Origin of the sequence: Leifsonia shinshuensis, from assembly GCF_022606355.1 — a bacterium.
Taxonomy (GTDB): Bacteria; Actinomycetota; Actinomycetes; order Actinomycetales; family Microbacteriaceae; genus Leifsonia; species Leifsonia shinshuensis_B.
Map to the genome: position 1 here is coordinate 612,414 of NZ_JAHHZQ010000002.1, position 17,823 is coordinate 630,236.

Annotated in this window: 14 protein-coding genes; 12 read left to right on the forward strand and 2 right to left on the reverse strand. The window is 72.4% G+C overall.

Annotation, left to right across the window (positions count from 1 at the left end; translation table 11 throughout):
* Position 1: 1 nt before the first annotated feature.
* Positions 2 to 1,237 (reverse strand): iron uptake transporter deferrochelatase/peroxidase subunit, encoded by a 1,236-nt coding sequence (gene efeB, locus KNO15_RS09885; RefSeq protein ID WP_241703534.1) that lies wholly within the window; start codon positions 1,235 to 1,237, stop codon positions 2 to 4.
* A complete protein-coding gene (locus KNO15_RS09890; RefSeq protein WP_241703537.1) occupies positions 1,234 to 2,409 on the reverse strand; it encodes an EfeM/EfeO family lipoprotein in 1,176 nt (391 codons plus the stop codon). Before KNO15_RS09890 ends, efeB begins: the two co-directional genes overlap by 4 nt.
* Before the next feature lie 305 nt (positions 2,410 to 2,714).
* On the opposite strand from KNO15_RS09890, the gene KNO15_RS09895 reads away from it, so the two are divergent.
* From KNO15_RS09895 to KNO15_RS09950, 12 genes are all read left to right on the forward strand, one after another.
* Positions 2,715 to 3,275, forward strand: a complete 561-nt coding sequence (locus KNO15_RS09895; protein ID WP_241703538.1) for a hypothetical protein — start codon at positions 2,715 to 2,717, stop codon at positions 3,273 to 3,275.
* A gap of 30 nt (positions 3,276 to 3,305) precedes the next feature.
* Complete coding sequence (locus KNO15_RS09900; RefSeq protein WP_241703539.1) at positions 3,306 to 4,064, forward strand: lytic transglycosylase domain-containing protein; 759 nt, start codon at positions 3,306 to 3,308, stop codon at positions 4,062 to 4,064.
* Positions 4,061 to 5,833: a protein kinase domain-containing protein gene (locus tag KNO15_RS09905; RefSeq protein ID WP_241703541.1), complete on the forward strand. Its 1,773-nt coding sequence runs from the start codon at positions 4,061 to 4,063 to the stop codon at positions 5,831 to 5,833. The genes KNO15_RS09900 and KNO15_RS09905 overlap by 4 nt, the downstream gene beginning before the upstream one ends.
* Positions 5,834 to 6,002: 169 nt before the next feature.
* On the forward strand, positions 6,003 to 7,049 hold the full coding sequence (gene pstC, locus KNO15_RS09910; protein WP_241703543.1) for a phosphate ABC transporter permease subunit PstC: 1,047 nt from the start codon (positions 6,003 to 6,005) through the stop codon (positions 7,047 to 7,049).
* A 7-nt stretch (positions 7,050 to 7,056) separates the two neighbouring features.
* Positions 7,057 to 8,364, forward strand: coding sequence for a phosphate ABC transporter permease PstA (gene pstA, locus KNO15_RS09915; protein WP_241703544.1), 1,308 nt, complete (start codon positions 7,057 to 7,059; stop codon positions 8,362 to 8,364).
* Positions 8,361 to 10,016 (forward strand): phosphate ABC transporter substrate-binding protein PstS, encoded by a 1,656-nt coding sequence (gene pstS, locus KNO15_RS09920; RefSeq protein WP_241703546.1) that lies wholly within the window; start codon positions 8,361 to 8,363, stop codon positions 10,014 to 10,016. The genes pstA and pstS overlap by 4 nt, the downstream gene beginning before the upstream one ends.
* Before the next feature lie 173 nt (positions 10,017 to 10,189).
* The gene (locus KNO15_RS09925; protein WP_241703548.1) at positions 10,190 to 12,700 is read left to right on the forward strand and encodes a hypothetical protein; all 2,511 of its coding nucleotides are present in this window, start codon (positions 10,190 to 10,192) and stop codon (positions 12,698 to 12,700) included.
* A 56-nt stretch (positions 12,701 to 12,756) separates the two neighbouring features.
* The gene (locus tag KNO15_RS09930) at positions 12,757 to 13,848 is read left to right on the forward strand and encodes a substrate-binding domain-containing protein (protein ID WP_241703550.1); all 1,092 of its coding nucleotides are present in this window, start codon (positions 12,757 to 12,759) and stop codon (positions 13,846 to 13,848) included.
* A 29-nt stretch (positions 13,849 to 13,877) separates the two neighbouring features.
* Entirely contained in the window at positions 13,878 to 14,918 is a 1,041-nt protein-coding gene (locus tag KNO15_RS09935; RefSeq protein ID WP_241703552.1) for a hypothetical protein, read from the forward strand.
* Positions 14,919 to 15,067: 149 nt separating this feature from the next.
* Positions 15,068 to 16,132, forward strand: coding sequence for a WxL protein peptidoglycan domain-containing protein (locus KNO15_RS09940; protein WP_241703554.1), 1,065 nt, complete (start codon positions 15,068 to 15,070; stop codon positions 16,130 to 16,132).
* Entirely contained in the window at positions 16,125 to 16,865 is a 741-nt protein-coding gene (locus KNO15_RS09945) for a hypothetical protein (protein ID WP_241703556.1), read from the forward strand. Before KNO15_RS09940 ends, KNO15_RS09945 begins: the two co-directional genes overlap by 8 nt.
* Positions 16,862 to 17,812: a sortase gene (locus tag KNO15_RS09950; RefSeq protein ID WP_241703557.1), complete on the forward strand. Its 951-nt coding sequence runs from the start codon at positions 16,862 to 16,864 to the stop codon at positions 17,810 to 17,812. The genes KNO15_RS09945 and KNO15_RS09950 overlap by 4 nt, the downstream gene beginning before the upstream one ends.
* Positions 17,813 to 17,823: the final 11 nt, after the last annotated feature.

Here is a 17,823-nt window from a genome sequence, read left to right on the forward strand (position 1 = left end):
CTCACGCGAGCATGCTGCGCCCGAGCCAGTCGGAGGAGTCGCGCGCTCCGGGGAGCGCGAAGTAGTAGCCGCCGCCGAACGGCTGGATGTAGTCGGTGAGCGGCTCGCCGGCCAGACGCTTCTGCACGGCGACGAACTGGCGGTCGAGGTCCTGGTTGAAGGCCACGAAGACGAGCCCCATGTCGAGGGTCCCGTTGGCGTCCACACCGCCGTCGTAGTTGTAGGCGCGGCGCAGCATCCGCTGGTCGGCCGACGCCTTCGTGCGCGGGTTGGCGAGCCGGATGTGCGCGTCGAGCTGGATGACGTCGCCGGTGGGGTCGTTCTCGAAGTGCGGGTCGTCGTGCTCGGCGGAGGCCGTGAGCGGGGCCCCGGTGTCGCGCCGGCGGCCGATCATGTTCTCCTGCTCGTGCAGGTTGACCCGGTCCCAGAACTCCACGAGCATCCGGATGACGCGGACGACGTGGTAGCTGCCGCCGGTCACCCAGGCGGGCTCGCCCGAGCCGCCGTGCGCCCACACGAGCTGCTTCATCAGGGCGGCGTCGCCGGTGTCGGGGTTGCTGGTTCCGTCCTTGAACCCCATCAGGTTGCGCGGGGTTCCGCTGGGCCGCGGCGGCGAGACGAAGCCGTCCTGTCGCCAGCGCACGCCCATCCCGCCGCGGGTGGCCCGGGCGATCTCGCGGACGGCGTGGGTGACGGCGTCGCGGTCGTCGGCGCAGACCTGCAGCAGGAGGTCGCCGTCGCAGACCTCGCGGCGCAGCGAGTCGTCGGGGAACTCGTCCATCGTCCGCAGCTTCACCGGCTTGGCGGACGCCAGCCCGTACCGGCCGTCGAACAGGGAGGCGCCGACGGAGAGGGTGACGGTGAGGCCGTCGGGGACCACCGTGGGGCCGAGGACACCGGAGTCGCGCGGCGGTGCCGTCAGCCCGGGGTCGGGAGGTGTGCCTCCCGTGGTCAGAAAGCGTGCGCGCTCGGTGATCGTACGCAGCAGGTCGCCGAGTTCGGCCCGGGAGGCCGTGGTGACGTCGAGTGCGACGAACGCCGCCGACCGCTGCGCTGGCGTGAGGATTCCCTGCTGGTGGTCGCCGTGGAAGGCGGGGGCGGCGGAGCGTGAGGTGCCTGCGTCTGCGACCGCGCGGCGCGTGGCGCCCGGTCCCGCGCTCACCCCGCCCGCGGCCGCGACACCGGCCGCGACTCCGGCGCCCGCATGCAGGAAGTCCCGTCGTCCGATGCCCGTCACGGGTTCCTCCTCGGGGCGCAGATGGCCGCGACCGGAGCGAGCAGCTCGGCGGTCTCGCTGAGCGCCGCGTCGACGTGCTCGCGCTGGGCGGTCGTCAGGGCGGAGAGGCGCGTCCAGGTGCCGTCGGCCCCGCGGAAGCCCTCCACGAGCGTCTGGGTGGTGGTGATCGACTGCTGGGTCGCCGCCAGGTCGGGGTAGCGGGAGGCGAGGATGTCGTGGAGCGGGGCCAAAGCCTGCCTCGCACCGGAGAGGTTCGCGTCGATCGTGGCGAGCTCGGTCCCCGATCCCGCGTCGGCCGCTCCGGCGAGCACGTCGCGGAGGGCGTCCTCCACGATCTCGTGTGCGCGGAGTCCCATGTCGCCCGGGTCGATCTGTGCCGACGGGAAGGCCGCGATCAGCCTGTCGATGTCGGCGACCAGCTTCTGCGCCGGCCCGACGACGGCGGAGGCCGGTGCGGCGGTGTAGAGCGGGGCCTCCACAGCGTGGAAGCCCGTCAAGCCGTGGCCGGGGAGCCCGTCGATCGCGTCGCCGACCTCGCCGAACGCACCGTAAGCGGCGCCGAGAGTCTCATAGGTGCTGTGGGCGGTGAGCCAGTCGCGGCGTGCGGCCGCTAAGTCGCCCTCCTCGGCGTCGGCCGCGACGGCGGCGGCCTGCCGGCGCAGGGCGGGGAGGCGCGATGCGACCCAGGCGCCGTAGGCCTGTGCCGCGGGGATCAGGTCGGCGCGCGTCACCGGCACGATGCCGGGGGTGAGCGCTGAGCCCCTCGGTGCCGGGCCCACCGCGACGGTCGGCCCACGCACCGGGTCGGCGTCGGCGGGCAGGCAGACGAATCGGTAGCGGCCGGACCCGAGCGTGACGCGCGCGTGGGCGTGCGCGCCGGCACCGATGCTCTCCAGGTCGAGGTAGACCTTCTGGGTGTCGACGGCCTGGAGGTACACCTCGACACCGCCGACGGTCGTGTTGTCGACGTCGAAGGCGGCCGTGCCTCCCGCTGCTCTGCCTCCGTCGCCCCACCCGTCGCCGCAGTCGTCCAGGCCGGCCGCGACCGCGATCTCGGAGGACGGCGCCGCGCTGACCGCGGCCGGCCGGGCGGCCAGGGCGAGCACGATCACGACGGCGACCACGGCGGCCAGTACACCGAAGAGCGCCGTGAGTCGGGCGCGCGTTGACATCGGCTGTGGCCTCCAGGTCGTGGACAGGAGCGAGCCTAGGAGCCACCTGTGTGCTCCTGAACGGGGCTTCACCCGCTGTTCACCAGACCGTCACAGCAACAGCCCCGAACGGGGGTGGACCGCTTGGAGAGCCCTGCGAAACACGCGGCGGACAACTGAGAATGCCCACAGATTGGGGGTCCCGCGTACACCTCTCCTTCATCTTCCGGACGTCCCTCCGTCATCCGTGCCTTCCACCTTGTTCTCGACGGTTGCCCCGAGACGCACACCAGAGCGCCACGACCGCCCCCTCCCGAAGGCTGCCCATGTCCGCGACGCCGCGCATCGTGTTCTCGATGTTCCGTTCCAGCTCCGACCCCATGTTCTTGGCGTGGGCGCGGTTCCTCCAGGCCGTGGAGGCCGGCGCCCGCCGCACCGCCGCTGTGGTGACGGTCGCGCCCGGAGTGCCGTCGCGCCCGCTCGAGGAGGTGCGCCGCGCGCAGCCGGTGGTGCGCGCCGTTCCTGCCACCGCGCCGTGCGGAGTGTGGCGGGTGCTCGCCCCCAACAATCGTGAGCTCGGCCGCAGCGCGCGCGCGTACACGTCGTTCGCGAGCGCCCGTGCCCATGTCACGGCACTCCGCGCGTCCGTCGACGAGCTGGGCGTCGTCGCCGTGAACGGCGAGCGGGCCGGCATGAGCGGCTGGTACGTGACCCGCAAGGGGCTTCCCGTGATCACGTGCGGCCGCTGGTACGGCGCTGCCGCCTCCGGCGCGACTGCGGCGCTCGCCACCCTCGACGCCCTGGCCGTGGCCGTCGTCGAGGACAGCCCGCGCCGTCTCGAGCCGCCGCGTCGCGCCGGAGTGGCGTCGGACGATGTCGTGTGGTGATGCGGTCGGTCTCGTGATGCGGTCGCTCTCATGATGCGGTCGGTCGGGGTCGCCGTCGGCGCCGCCGTGCTGATCGCCGTCGCGGCGGTGACCGCGCTGAGCGCCGCGCCGCCGCCGGCAGGCTGGAGCATCGCGCCAACGGCTTCCGACCCGGGGACGATCGCGGCGTCGGCGCCGGCGGGCGCGGCCACCCGGCGGGAGACCGCAGCGGCCGCCGCATCAGCGATCGCCGACCGTGTCGATCAGCGGTGGGCGGTCGACGTCTCCCGGCGGACCGGGGTCGCGGCCAGGGCTGTCATGGCCTACTCCGGAGCGGCCATCGCCATCGCATCGGAGCAGCCCGGCTGCCGGCTCGGGTGGAGCACCCTCGCCGGTCTGGCCGCGGTGGAGTCGCACCATGGCACCTCCGGCGGTTCGAGCGTCGGCCCCGACGGCCGCGTATCGCCACCGATCTTCGGCCCCGATCTCGACGGCGGCAGCTATGACGCCGTGGCGGACACCGATGGCGGTGCGCTCGACGGCGACCCGTCGGGCGACCGCGCCGTCGGGCCGTTCCAGTTCCTCCCCTCCACCTGGCGCACCTGGGGCGCCGACGGGAACGGGGACGGGGTGGCCGACCCCCAGCAGCTCGATGACGCGGCGCTCGCGGCGGGACGGATGCTGTGCTCGTACGGCGACCTGTCGCGCGCCGACCGCTGGCGCGCCGCGATCTACGGCTACAACCACGTCGACTCGTACGTGGACGCGGTCGCGTCCGCCGCCAACGCGATCGCGGCGGAGGCGCGGTGAGCGCGCCCGACGACTCCCGTGCGTTGGCCGGCCGGTTCGAGCTGGAGGCTCTGCTCGGCTCCGGTGCCACGGCGACGGTGTTCCGCGCCCGCGACCGGGACGCCGATCCCGGCCGTCCCGATGGCGGGCGGGTCGCCGTCAAGGTCCTGCATCCGCAGCTCGCCGGGACGGCGGCGCAGCGCGCGTCGTTCTACGCGGAAGCGCACGCGATGCGGAGGGTGGCGCATCCCGGTGTCCCCGCGATCGTGGCGACCGGCGAGGACGCTGCGACGACGGAGGAGGAGCGCGCGTGGATCGCCTCGGCCCTGGCGCTGGGCGAGACCCTCGCCGACCGGGTCGAGCGCACCGGAGCGCTTCCCGAAGCCGAGGCCCTCGACTTCACGGCGGGCCTCCTCGACGTGCTCGTCGCCGTCCATGCGGCGGGCATCGTCCACCGGGACATCGCGCCGGGCAATGTGATGATCGGCGGGAACGGGGAGGTCGCGCTCCTCGACTTCGGTCTCGCGGACGAACCGGACCGGGCGGCGACCGGCGACGACGTACTGCGCTCCTCCGGCACGGGAGGCGGTGTCATCGGCAGCGTCAACTACCTGTCGCCCGAGCAGGCGCTGGGAGAGCCGGTGGACGAGCGGGGCGACCTCTATCAAGTCGCGGGAGTACTGCACTTCGCGCTCACCGCCCGGCCCCCGTTCGCGCGCGCGAGCGTCGAGCAGACGATGGCCGCCCACGTCGGCGCACCTCCCAGCGTCCCGTCGGCGCACGACTCGCGCCTCTCCCGGGCGACCGACGACCTCGTCGTGCGCGGGCTGTTGAAGGATCCTTCCGCACGTTTCCCATCCGCCGCGGCCATGGCCCGGGCCGTGCGCGCCGCGCTCGCCGCGCTCGCCGAACCGGCGCTCGCGTCCTCCCGCACGCGCGTCCTGCCGGTGGGCGGGCGGACGGAGGTGCTGCCGCGGCGGCGCTCCGGCGATGAGGCGCGCAGCGGCCTCTCCCCGTCCTCGGCGGCGGCCGTGCGTGCGACGCCCGCTGCCCGCCCGCAGGCGACAGCGGCGCTCACGCGCAGCACGCTGTCCGCGGCGCCCGCTGCCGCGCCGGGGGTCGCCTCCCGGCGGGGACGCCCAGGCCGTCTCGCCGTCGGCGTGCTCGCCGTCACGACGGCGGTCGTCGCGACGATCTGGCTCATCGCCTCCAGCGCGACGACCGCGCCGCCGCCGCTCGCGGCGCCGTCGTCGACGGATGCCCCGTCGCCGGCGGCGACCCCCGTCGCCACCACGCGCCCGACCCCGCCCGCCCCCATGGCGGCACCTCCCGTGTCGGTCGCTGTGCCCGATCTTGCGGGCGCGACGCGCCCGGACGCCCAGGCGCGCCTCGCCGCCGCCGGTCTGACCACCGGGGCCGTCCGCGAGCAGGACTCGACGGCGGCCGCAGGAACCGTCCTCTCCTCCAGCCCGGAAGCCGGCGCGGCGGCACCGCGGGGCTCGGCGGTGGTCATCGTCGTCGCTTCCGGCTTCACGACCGTCCCGGACGTCGCCGGTCGCGCGGGCGTCGCCGCCGGGGCCACGCTCTCGGCCGCCGGTTTCACCGTCGCAGAGCGCACGGTGGCCGACGCCACCGTGCCCGACCGCACGGTGCTCGGCACCGAGCCGGGCGCCGGTGCCCGGCTGGCGCTCGGCTCCACCGTCACCGTGGTGCTCAGCCGGGCGCCCTCCACTCCCGCGCCGACACCCTCCGGGCCGACGGCCGCGCCGACCCCGTCGCGGTCGCCGTGAGCGCCACGGGCGTGGGCGTCGGGCGACGACGGCTGCCGTCCCCCGCACGGGGCCGACCCGGATGCAGCCCCTTCACACGGACGTCGCCGGGAGTTCACCCGGTGTGTCCACGCTTTTCGCCAGGCGCGTGCGGCTCTGCCGTCGCGCCCGTGACCCGAGGTGAACCCGAATGACCAGAACACTCCCCGACGCGCCCGCCGCGCGCACGACGCTGCCCGGCGTCGACGGCGACTCCGCGGGAGGCCGTCCGCGCAAGCGTTCCCTGCTCGCCCGGCCCTCCCGCTCCGACTCCGTGTTCCGCTGGGTCAGCTACTCGGCGGGCTCGGTGACGGTCGGCATCATGCTCGCCGTCGGCCTGTTCCTCGCGATCCGCGCCGGTGACGCGCTGAAGGTGACCGGCTTCTCGTTCCTCACCGAGACGGAGTGGTCGCCCGAGACGCACAAGTTCGGGATCGCCGCCGTGCTCGCCGGTACGGTCACCATCGCCCTCATCGCGATGGCCGTCGCCATCCCACTCGCGCTCGGCACCTCCCTGCTCATCTCCGAGATCGTGCCTCCCAAGGTGAGGACCCTGCTGATCAGCCTCGTCGATCTGATGGCCGCCGTCCCGAGCGTCGTCTACGGGCTCTTCGGCCTGTTCTTCCTGCAGGAGAACATCGTCCCGGTGTCGCGGTGGATCTCGGCGCATTTCGGCTGGATCCCGATCTTCGCCGTCACCGACGAGAAGGGGCGACAGCTCACCGAGGCCAGTGCCTTCACGTCGTCGGCGTTCATCGCGGGGCTGGTCGTGGCGCTGATGGTGGTGCCGACGCAGACCTCGGTCATGCGGGAGGCGTTCTCGCAGGCCCCGGCCGGCGAGCGCGAGGGTGCGTACGCTCTCGGTTCCACGCGCTGGGGGATGATCCGCTCCGTCGTGCTCCCGTTCGGCCGAGGCGGGATCATCGGCGGCACGATGCTCGGGCTCGGCCGCGCCCTCGGTGAGACCATCGCGGTCTACCTGATCATCTCGCCGACCTTCGACATCAACCTCGAGATCCTCAAGACGGGCTCCAACTCCGTGTCGGCCCTCATCGCCACGCGGTACGGAGAGGCGAGCACGTTCGGCCTTTCTGCGCTCATGGCCGCGGGACTCGTGCTGTTCCTCATGACCCTCGTCGTCAACTTCACCGCGTCGTCCATCGTGGCGCGCTCGCGCTCCGGGGCGCAGACCAGCTAGGCCCGCCATGACACTGACCGAACTCGAAGACATCACGATCGTCGCTGCTCCCGCGGAGCCGGCGCCGGCCGCGGCCGAAGCGCCCGCGGCCGCGGGAGGCACGGACCTGCCGCCGGAGGACCGCGGCGAGACCGGCCCTCGGCGCGACCTGCGCCGCACGTCGGCCGAGGACCGCTTCAACCTGTGGGGCTCGCTGCTCTCGGCCGCCGCGCTGGCCCTCCTCCTGTTCGGCTGGTTCACGCCGCTCACCGGTCAGGTGGGCTGGGCGATCGTCGCCTACCTGATCTTCATCGGCCTGTACGCACTGCTCGTCGCGCTGCGCTCGACACGCGAAGACGTGGCCGACCGGGTGATGACCGTGCTGTTCGTCAGTGCGGGCGTGCTGCTGCTCGCCGCCCTCGTGTTCGTCGTGCTCTTCGCGCTCGCGCGCGGCTGGGCGGCCGTGCAGCACCTGAACTTCTTCACGCAGACGATGAAGTTCGCGGGTCCGCTCGATCCGCTCAGCGACGGCGGCATCCTGCACGCGCTCGTCGGCACGCTCATCCAGATCGGCATCGCGCTGGCCATCACCATCCCGCTCGGCATCGCGACCGCGGTGTTCCTCAACGAGGTGGGCGGCCGCTTCGCGCGCTTCGTACGGACGATCGCCGACGCGATGACCGCCCTCCCGTCGATCGTCGCCGGCCTGTTCGTGTACTCCGCGATCATCGTGTTCGTCACGCACCAGCGCTCGGGATTCGCAGCATCGCTCGCGATCAGCGTGATGATGCTGCCCATCATCATCCGGGCGTCGGACGTCGTGCTCCGGCTCGTGGCGCAGAACCTGCGCGAGGCCTCCTACGCGCTCGGGACGACGCGCTGGCGGACGGTCTGGCACGTCGTCCTCCCCACGGCCCGCTCGGGTCTGGTGACGGCGGTCATCCTCGGCACAGCGCGTGGCATCGGTGAGACCTCCCCCGTACTGCTGACCTCCGGCATCACCGCCGAGATGAACGTCGACCCGTTCAACGGCCCGATGATCTCGCTTCCGCTGCAGGTCTTCGACTTCGTGAAGAGCCCGGAGCCGAACATGATCGCGCGCGGCTTCGGTGCCGCTGCGGTGCTCATCCTGCTCGTGCTCGCCCTGTTCTTCGTCGCGCGGCTCATCGGAGGCAAGGCGCCGGGTCAGCTGTCCGATCGCGGCCGGCGGCGGGCCGCTGCTGCGAGCAGGCGGGATGCCGCACGGATCGCCGCCCAGCCGGCACCCGTCGAACCCACGAGCCCCACCGACTCCCCGACCGATACCGTCTCCCCGACCCCCGAGGACCACTCGTGAGCACCAGCACCAGCACCTCCCGCACCCTCCCCCGCGTCCTCCGCGTGGCGCTCGCCGCGGCCGCCGCCGTGCTGGCGCTCGCCGCGCCGCTCGCGCCCCAGGCCGCCGAGACGGCGCAGGCCGCCAGCTGGGCGCCGATCAGCGGTACCGGCTCCACCTGGTCGCAGAACGCGCTAGACCAGTGGCGGCGCAACGTGGCAACGAACTACAGCATGACCGTGAACTACTCCGGAACCGGCTCGTCCGCCGGGCGTCGTGACTTCATCGCCCGCACGGTCGACTTCGCGGTCAGCGAGATCCCGTTCCAGTCGAAGCCGGAGGACGGCTCGGCTCCCGAGGTCCCCTCCACCGGCTTCGCCTACATGCCGATCGTGGCGGGTGGCACCTCGTTCATGTACAACCTCAAGATCGGCGGCAAGCGCGTCACCAATCTGCGGTTGAGCGGCGAGACGATCAGCAAGATCTTCACCGGCGCGATCACCAACTGGAAGGACCCGCAGATCCAGAAGGACAACCCGGGTCTCGCCATGCCGGACAAGCCGATCGTGCCGGTCGTGCGCTCCGACGGCTCCGGGTCGACCGCGCAGTTCACCCTGTGGATGTCGAAGCAGTACTCGAGCCTGTGGAACGCCTTCTGCGGCAAGGTCGGCAGGCCGGTGCCGTGCGGCCTGACCTCGCAGTTCCCGTCGTACGGCAACTTCAAGCTGCAGAGCGGCTCGCTCGGCGTCGCCGGGTACGTCAGCCAGTCCTACGGCGAAGGAGCGATCACCTACGTCGAGTACTCCTACGCGCTCAAGTCGGGCTTCCCGGTCGCGAAGGTGCTGAACTCGGCCGGCTACTACATCGAGCCGACGGCCTCCTCGGTCGCGGTCGCACTGATGAAGGCGGCCATCAACAACAACTCGTCGTCGCCCGACTACCTGACCCAGATCCTCGACGGCGTCTACAACAGTGCGGATCCGCGCACCTACCCGTTGTCGAGCTATTCGTACATGATCGTGCCGACCCAGGCAGGCGGCATCTTCACCGCAGCCAAGGGCAAGACCCTCGGCACCTTCACCCACTACATGCTGTGCGAGGGCCAGCAACAGGCGGCGACGCTCGGCTACTCACCGCTGCCGATGAACCTCGTGCTCGCCGGCTTCGAGCAGATCAAACGCATTCCGGGCGCAGACGCCTCCAACGTGGACGTCAACACCTGCCGCAACCCCACCTTCAAGCCGGGGGACTCCCCGTCGAACAACCAGCTCGCCGCCAGCGCGCCGCAGCCGGCCGCGTGCGACAAGCAGGGTCCGAACCAGTGCACCACCGGCACCGCGGGCGCCAAGGGCACCGACACGGCCGTGACGGGCTCGGGGTCGGGCGGCGCGGCGGCGGAGGCCGGTGGCGGCAGCGGCGGCGCCGGCGCCGGGACCGGCACGGGCGCGACCGACACCGGAACCGGAACCGGCTCGGTGACCGACGTCTCCCTGGGCGGAGTCCAGGTCAACATCGCGAACCCCGCGCGCGCGACGCCGTTCGCGCTCGCCGACGACGGCTGGGGAGGCCAGCAGACCGTCATGCTGATCGCCGGCGCCCTGCTCGTGCTCGCGATCGTCCTCCCGCCGCTCGTGTTCGGCCGTCTCCGCCGCTCCCACGGCTCCGGCGACTGACGCCCTGCCGCACCCCACCCCACCCACACCCGTGAAGCCCTTCGGCGTGGGCGAATCCGGTGGAGAAGGTGCTGGCGGCGGCCCGTTCCCGAGTCGTTCATCCCGGCGTCACACTCCGCCCATAGCTTGACGCCCGGCCGCCAATGAGACGGCAGGAAAACCCCTGGAGAAACATGGAATCGAGCGGGCAGCAGGTGCGTCGCGGAACGATCGCACGAGCCCTCGCCTTCGGTGCCCTGGTCGGCATCGCGGCCACCGCGGCGTTCGCCGCGGCCGGGTCGCAGGGCGGCAGCGCGAGCGCCGCAGAGACCACCGCCGTGACCGTCACCGCCGCGCAGCAGGACCCGGACGCCGCGAACGCCCCCTTCCCGAACCTCGCGGTGACCGTCTCCCAGACCACCGACCTCATCTCCCAGGGCGTCACCGTCAGCTGGACCGGCGGCAAGAAGTCCACACCGCCCAGCGGCAGCACCGGAGGCGAGAACTTCCTGCAGCTCGCCCAGTGCTGGGGGGAGGACCCGCAGCACCCCGGCCACCCGGACCGCACGACCTGCACGTACGGGGCGTTCAACACCCCTGGCGCTACGCGCGACGGCTATGTGACCGACGGCACCGTCGCCGACCAGGATCAGGACTACACGGCGCCGCGCACCGGCATCTTCTCGCCCGCCTACACGTCCGTGCCGTTCAAGGGCGTCGACGGCACTCTCGTGTCGTCCGTCGTCGACCACAAGCAGACGACCGAGAACGTCAACGTCAACCAGTTCTTCAACCCCAGCTCGTCCAACGAGGTCCCTTGGGCGGGGTCGGGTTCCAACGGGGCCGGTTCGGTGAAGTTCGAGGTGCAGACCGCCCTCCAGGCCGACGGGCTCGGCTGCGGGACCCCGGTCGCCTCCGGTTCCACGACCGCGCCGCGGTCGTGCTGGCTCGTGATCATCCCGCGCGGAACCGGTGACTCCGGCGAGCAGCACATCACGCAGTCGGGCCTGCGCTGGGACGCCTGGAAGCACAACATCGCGGTGAAGCTCACCTTCAAGCCGCTCGGGGTCAGTTGCGCGATCGGTGCGGCCGAGCGTCAGCTGCGCGGCAGCGAGCTGGTCGCCGGCGCCGTCGCATCGTGGCAACCGGTGCTGTGCGCGTCGCAGGGAGGGGCGACCTACACGATGAGCAACAGCGCCGAGTCCGACGCGCTCCAGGCCGCGAACGGCACCGACACCGCGCCGCTCGCCCTGACCTCCCGAGCGCTGTCGACCGGCGACACGGACGAGCTCGAATACGCCCCGATCGCCGTCGGCGGCCTGGCCGTGGCGTTCGCGGTCGATCGATCACCCGCCGCCGACGGCTCCACTCCCGCCGACCAGTTGGATCGCGCGGGGCTGTCGTTCGACGCGATGAAGCTGACTCCGCGTCTCATCGCCAAGCTGCTCACGGCCTCCTACCAGGACGCGATCCCGACCTACGCCGACCACGCGGAACTCGGCGCCAACCCGCGCAACCTCCTGTACGACCCCGACTTCCGCGCGGTCAACGCGGACAACCCCGACTGGAAGTACCAGGCGATCGTCGCGCCCTCCATCTCCGACCTCCTTGTTCCACAGGGCCGCTCCGATGCCGCCTGGCAACTGTGGCGGTACGTGCTCGCCGACCCCGACGCACGCGCGTTCCTCGCCGGCTCGGCCGACCCGTGGGGCATGAAGGTCAACCCGAACAGCTCGACGACGGCCAAGGTGAACCCGTCCGGCTCGGCGCTCGAGCTGCCACGGGACGACTTCCCGAAGGCCGACCCGATCACGCAGCCCGCGGGCAACGCCGGCGGTGAGGTCAACCTCGTCACGTGGAGGCCGTACACGAACGACCTCGACCAGGCGGCCTACTACACACTGCGCGGCGACGGGCAGACCCTCGGACTCTGGGACCCGACCTCGGCGCCCCCGAAGTACGGCAAGAGCGTGCGGAACCTGCCGGGATACCAGAAGGTGCTGGCGCTCACCGACACCAGCTCGGCAGCGAGGTACCAGGTGATCACGGCGAGCCTGCAGAACGCCGCAGGCAAGTTCGTCCTGCCGACGACGGACTCGCTGACCGCGGCCGCCTCCGCGATGACGCCGGTCGCCGGCCAGCCGCAGGTGCTCGAGTACGACCCGGCGGGAGCCGGGGCGAAATCCGCCGCCGCCGCGTACCCGCTCGCGCTGCCGGTCTACGCGGCCAGCAATCCCGCGCAGGGCGACACCTCCACCCGCGCCGACTACGCGGCCTTCATCCGCTATGCGGCCACGACCGGCCAGGCGCCCGGCGTGGAGGCCGGCCAGCTGCCTCCCGGCTACGCGCCGATCCCGGCGGCCTGGAAGGCGCAGGCGCTCTCGGCGGCCGCCGCGATCCAGTCCGGCGCGACGACCGATGTCCCCTCCGGCTCGACCGGCGGCGACGCCGGCCTCGGAGCCACGGGGGGCGATTCCGCGTACGGCTCGGACTCCTCCGCAGGGACCGGCGGCTCTGTCGTCCCCGCCGGCGCGTCCACCGGGCCGACAGCGACCGGTAGCCCCGCGGGAAGCCTCAGCGCGGGCAAGACCGTCAAGGACCCGGACACCGGCGGGATCCCCGCGGTGCTCCCCGGCGGACTCGTCGGCGGCGTCGCCGCCGCGGCCGCCATCCCCATCTTCGGTCGTCTGCGGAGGTTCTCGTGACGGCCGGACCAGCGCGAGCCGCTCGGCTCGCGCCCGACCCGAAAGGAATCACCAGAGTGAAGATCAAGAAGGCAGCGGCCGTCTGCGCCGTCGTGGGCACCGCCGTCGCCGGTCTGCTGCTCGCTACTCCTGCGAACGCCGACCCCGTGTCGAACAGCTACGTGCTGGCCGGCTCGGACACCCTCCAGGACGTCGCCAACGCCCTGGCCAACGGAACCCAGCTCACCGGCCCGAGCGTGCGCGTCTCGTCGTCCGCCGGCACCATCGGCTCGTTCGACGCCTTCGGCTCGCCCGCCATCCAGACCAAGCCGAACGGCCCGTACTTCGCGCGTCCGGCCGGCTCGGGCGACGGTGTGAAGGCCCTCAGCCGCTCGATCGACGGCGCGCCGTACTCCGTCGCGGGCAACACCACCCCCGCCACCGCGATCACCGGCCAGGTCGACATCGCCCGCTCCTCGTCCGGCCCCGGCGCCGCGACCAACCCGACCGGGCCGCTCGCCTACATCCCGTTCGGCCGCGACGCCGTCTCGTACGCGATCGCCCCGGGCACCGCCACGGGTCTGGAGCAGCTGAGCACCGCCCAGCTGACTCAGATCTACAACTGCACGCTCACCTCGGTGAACGGCGTCGCCATCTCGCCCGTCCTCCCGCAGTCGGCCTCCGGAACCCGCAAGTTCTTCCTCTCGGCCATCGGCGTCAGCACCCCGGGCGCGTGCGTCAACCAGAGCACGCTCGCCGAGAACGACGGCACCGTCCTCACCACCCCCGGCCAGATCATCCCGTTCTCGGTCGCCAGCTGGGTCGCACAGAAGAACGGCGCCGCCCAGAACCGCACCGGAACGGCCGTCCTCGGCAGCGCCCAGGGCGCCACCGCTCCGTACACCGGCAGCGGCTCGGCTCTCGTCCCGAACCCGGCGTACTACAACGACGCCACCTGGGGTCGTGACACCTACGTCGTCGTGCAGTACGCGCGCATCGACTCCACCAGCGCCAGCTACGACGCCGGACTCGCCGCCCTGGTCGACCCGACCAAGGCGAAGAGCCTGACCAACTTCGGCACCATCGCCTCCACCTCCGGTGCGGTGAAGAGCAAGTTCGGCTTCCTCGCCCCGTCCAGCACCACGCCCATCCGCGCCAACCTCTCCTGATCCACCCGAAGTCAGACGAAAAGGACATTATGAACACCAGGAAGCTCTTCATCGCGTTCGCCGCGATGGGTGCGACGACCGCCCTCGTGGCGGGCGCGGCCTCGGCCGCCGTCGCGGCGACGCCCACGGACGGGCCCGCGTACCTGTTCGACAACGACGCGGCCGCATACGTGGCCGATGGGGCCACCCTCGACTGGTCGCAGGACATCCTGATCAGCCCGAGCAAGACCGACCCGTTCCAGCCGTACCAGTGCCCGGCCGACGCCACGCACTCGATCTCGTTCTGGACGACCCCCGGCACCGAGCGCGACCCCAAGTCGTACAAGGCGTGGAACCTGCTCAGCCTGAACGCCCAGAAGACGATCATCGCCCCGGACATCTCGCCCGACCAGACCCTCAGCGGCTCGATGTCGACCATCCGATCCACCGGCGGCGACTACTCGATCGGCGTCATCTGCGCCAAGGACAACGGCGTCAACTTCGCCTCGTCCGGCGCGTGGTGGTTCACCGCGCACGTCGGCGTCGGCACCGGCAAGTACACCTTCGACCCGGTGACCTCGACCCCGACCGACCCGGGCAACCCGCCGTCGGGCACCGGCAGCATCGGCATCGAGGCGACCACGGTCGGCGCTCAGGACGGCACGCTCAGCCTGGTCGTCCCGTCCGGCGCGAAGGCCACTCTCGGAACGGCGACCCTGGTCAACCAGCTGTCGACCTCCACGGGCGCCCTTCCGCAGTTCCAGGTCGCCGACCAGCGCGTCGTCACCAAGCCGGGCTGGGACCTCACGGCCTCCACCGCCGACTTCGTCAACGCCGCGGACTCCACGAAGACGATCGACTCCAAGCAGCTCGGCGTCAAGCCGAAGCTGGTCACCAACCCGGGAGGCGTGCTCGCCGGGGCCGAGCACGTCGCCGGTGACGCGACCGCGTTCAGCGGTTTCGCGTCGGCCGCCGCGGGTTCTGGAACGGGCACGACGAACCTCAGCGCAGACCTGACGCTCGTCGCCCCGGCCAGCACCCCGGCCGGCACCTACGACTCGACGATGACGCTGACGCTCGTCTCGAAGTAGCCGTAGGCACCACCAGGGGAGGGGCCGCGCACCTGCGCGGCCCCTCTTCCGCTGTCCGCGGACGCGCTGCGAAGCCCCGACACGCGCCCGTTAGCAGCCCGTTCACGTCGGCGCAATCGACCGGCCACCGCGATTCGGATCAATAGAGCGTGCTCACTCGACACCCCCTCAGCGCCCGGAGCTCCCGACTCCTCGCCGCTCTCGCCGCGGGCCTCCTCGCCGCCCTGCTCGGGGCGGCCCCCGCCTTCGCGGACGACACCGACGCCATCTCCGCCGGCCCCGGCGACGACCGCACGCGGCTCAGCTATCAGCTGCAGCCCGGCCAGCACCTCGACGACGAGTACGTGGTCCGCAACACCGGCACCACCGAGCAGACGATCACCCTGTTCGCCACCGACGCGTTCAACACCGACGACGGCCAGTACGCCCTCCTCGACACGGCGAAGAAGCCGACCGGCGTCGGCACCTGGGTGCTCTTCGACGGCTCGCAGACCTCGGAGAAGCTGACGCTGCCGCCCGGGCAGCAGAAGACGGTCCCGTTCACGCTCGCCGTCCCCGCCGACGCGCGACCGGGGGACCACGCCGGCGGGATCGTCGTCTCCAGCCAGAAGGGCGACGGCCAGATCCTCGTCGACCGCCGGGTCGCGACGCGCCTCTACGTGCGCGTCCCCGGCGACCTCCAGCCCGCGCTGACGGTGGCCGACGTCGCCGCGGACTACCGTGCGACGCTGAACCCGTTCGACGGCAGCACGGCAGTGACCTTCACCGTGCGCAACAACGGCAACGTCGCTCTCGGCGCGCATCTCGTGGTGGGGGCGAAGGCGCTCTTCGGCATCCCGGCCGGCTCGGTGCGGCAGGACCTCCCGGAGCTGCTCCCCGGCAACACCCGGTCGATGACGGTGGTCGTCCCGCACGTCGGCCAGGTCGGCTATCTCAACCCGTACGTCGAACTGCAGCCGACGGTCTCGCCCGACGCCCTCAACCCCGGACCGCTGCGCCCGATCTCGCGCGACACGCTCGCCTTCGCGATGCCGTGGTGGCTCCTCGCAGCGCTGGTCGTCGCCGGCGGCGTGCTGCTCTACCTCCGCCTGCGCCGCCGCAGCGACCGCAAGCGGGCCGCGGCCTGGATCGCCTACACGGAGGAGGAGGCCCGCCGCAAGGCGAGCGACGAGCGCGAAGCGGTCTCCACCGGAACGGAGGGCGGCAGTGCGTAAGCGCGGTCCCGGCTTCGCGCTGGTCGTCGGTCTGGGCTTCCTGCTCGCCGTCGGAGGGCTCGGCGGTGTCTCCGCGCCGGCCTCGGCCGACCAGGGCGACGGCGGCGGTATCGGCATCTCGGTCGACATCCCCGGGGCGACCCCGACGCCGGGTGTGGGAGACGGGGGCAGCGGCGCCTCCAGCGGCGGCGGGAGCACGCCCTCCGACACCCCGTCCGATGTCGCGGGCACCGGTCCGACGCCGACGCCGACTGCCCCTGCGACGACCGGAGGCTCGAACGGGCCGCTCAACGTCGGCGGGCTCAGCGCCCGCTTCGTTCCCGACCTGAACCCCGGGCACGGGACGATCGTCGCGACGATCGCGGTGCACAACGGATCGTCGACGGCCTTCGCCCCGAAGGCCCGCTTCACGCTGACGAACTCGTTCGGCACGACCATCGCCGACTCGGGGCTGATCGCGGGCCCGACCATCCAGCCGGGCAAGACCGCCCAGCTCACCCAGCGCCTCGACGGCGTCGGCCAGTGGACGTTCGTCACCGCCCACGCGACGATCACGCCGCCCGCCGTGCTCGACGGGCACACGATGAAGCCGGTGCTCCGCGACACACTGGTCTTCGCCTTCCCGTGGGTGGGCGCGGTCTCGATCGTGCTGATGGCGGGTGCTGCGGCCATCATCGTGGTCGTGCGCAGCTCGCTCGGGCTCGGGCTGGTGGCCGCCGGGGCCGGCGCATGAGCGAGGACGTCCAGACCCGGCCGCCTGGCCAGCCGAAGCCTCCGCGGCCGCCGAAGCCGCCGCGCCGCCCGCCGGCGCCGCCGCGCGAGCCGATTCTCCTCAGCCCCGCACAGAAGACCGCGCGCGCCATCGCTCTGCTCGCCGCCATCGTGCTGATCGGATTCGCGGCGAACATCCTGCTGCTCAGCCATGTGCACCACCTGGTCGGTCAGCAGGTCGCCGGCAACACGTTCCGTGAGGAGCTCGCAGCGGCAACGGCTCCCGTCAGCGAGGGCGACGTGGACGGCGTGCTGCTGCCGGACGGCGTGCCGGTGGCGGTCATCGCCATCCCGTCGATCGGCCTGAACGAGGTGGTCCTCGAGGGCTCGTCCTCCGGCGTCACGGCGAACGGCCCCGGTCACCGCCGCGACACGGTGCTTCCGGGACAGGCCGGGACCAGCGTCGTCCTCGGTCGGGCCGCGGCGTACGGCGGCCCGTTCTCGGGCATCCAGGGACTCGCGCCCGGCGCCAGGATCGTCGCCATCACCGGGCAGGGCAAGAGCGTCTACCGGGTCATCGGCGTGCGCTACGCCGGCGACCCCGACCTCCCGGCGCTCCGTTCGTCAGAGGGGAGGCTGACGCTGGAGACCGCGCGAGGACTGCCCTACGTGCCCTCTGGCGTCGTGCGCGTCGACGCCGAGCTCATCTCGAAGGCGAAGGACCCGGGCGTCCGCCAGACCACCGCCAAGACTCTGCCGCTCGCCGATCGCGAACTCGCGAGCGACCCGAGCACCGCCTGGCTGCTCGTCTTCGCGCTGCAGGCCCTCGTTGCCGCGCTCCTCCTCGGCACCCGCGCCCTGCACCGCTTCGGCGCGCAGCGCACCTGGATCGTGTTCGCGCCCATCCTGCTAGCCGCGGGGATCATCGCGGCCGACCAGGTGTCGCGGCTGCTGCCCAATCTTCTCTGATCCCCGTCCCG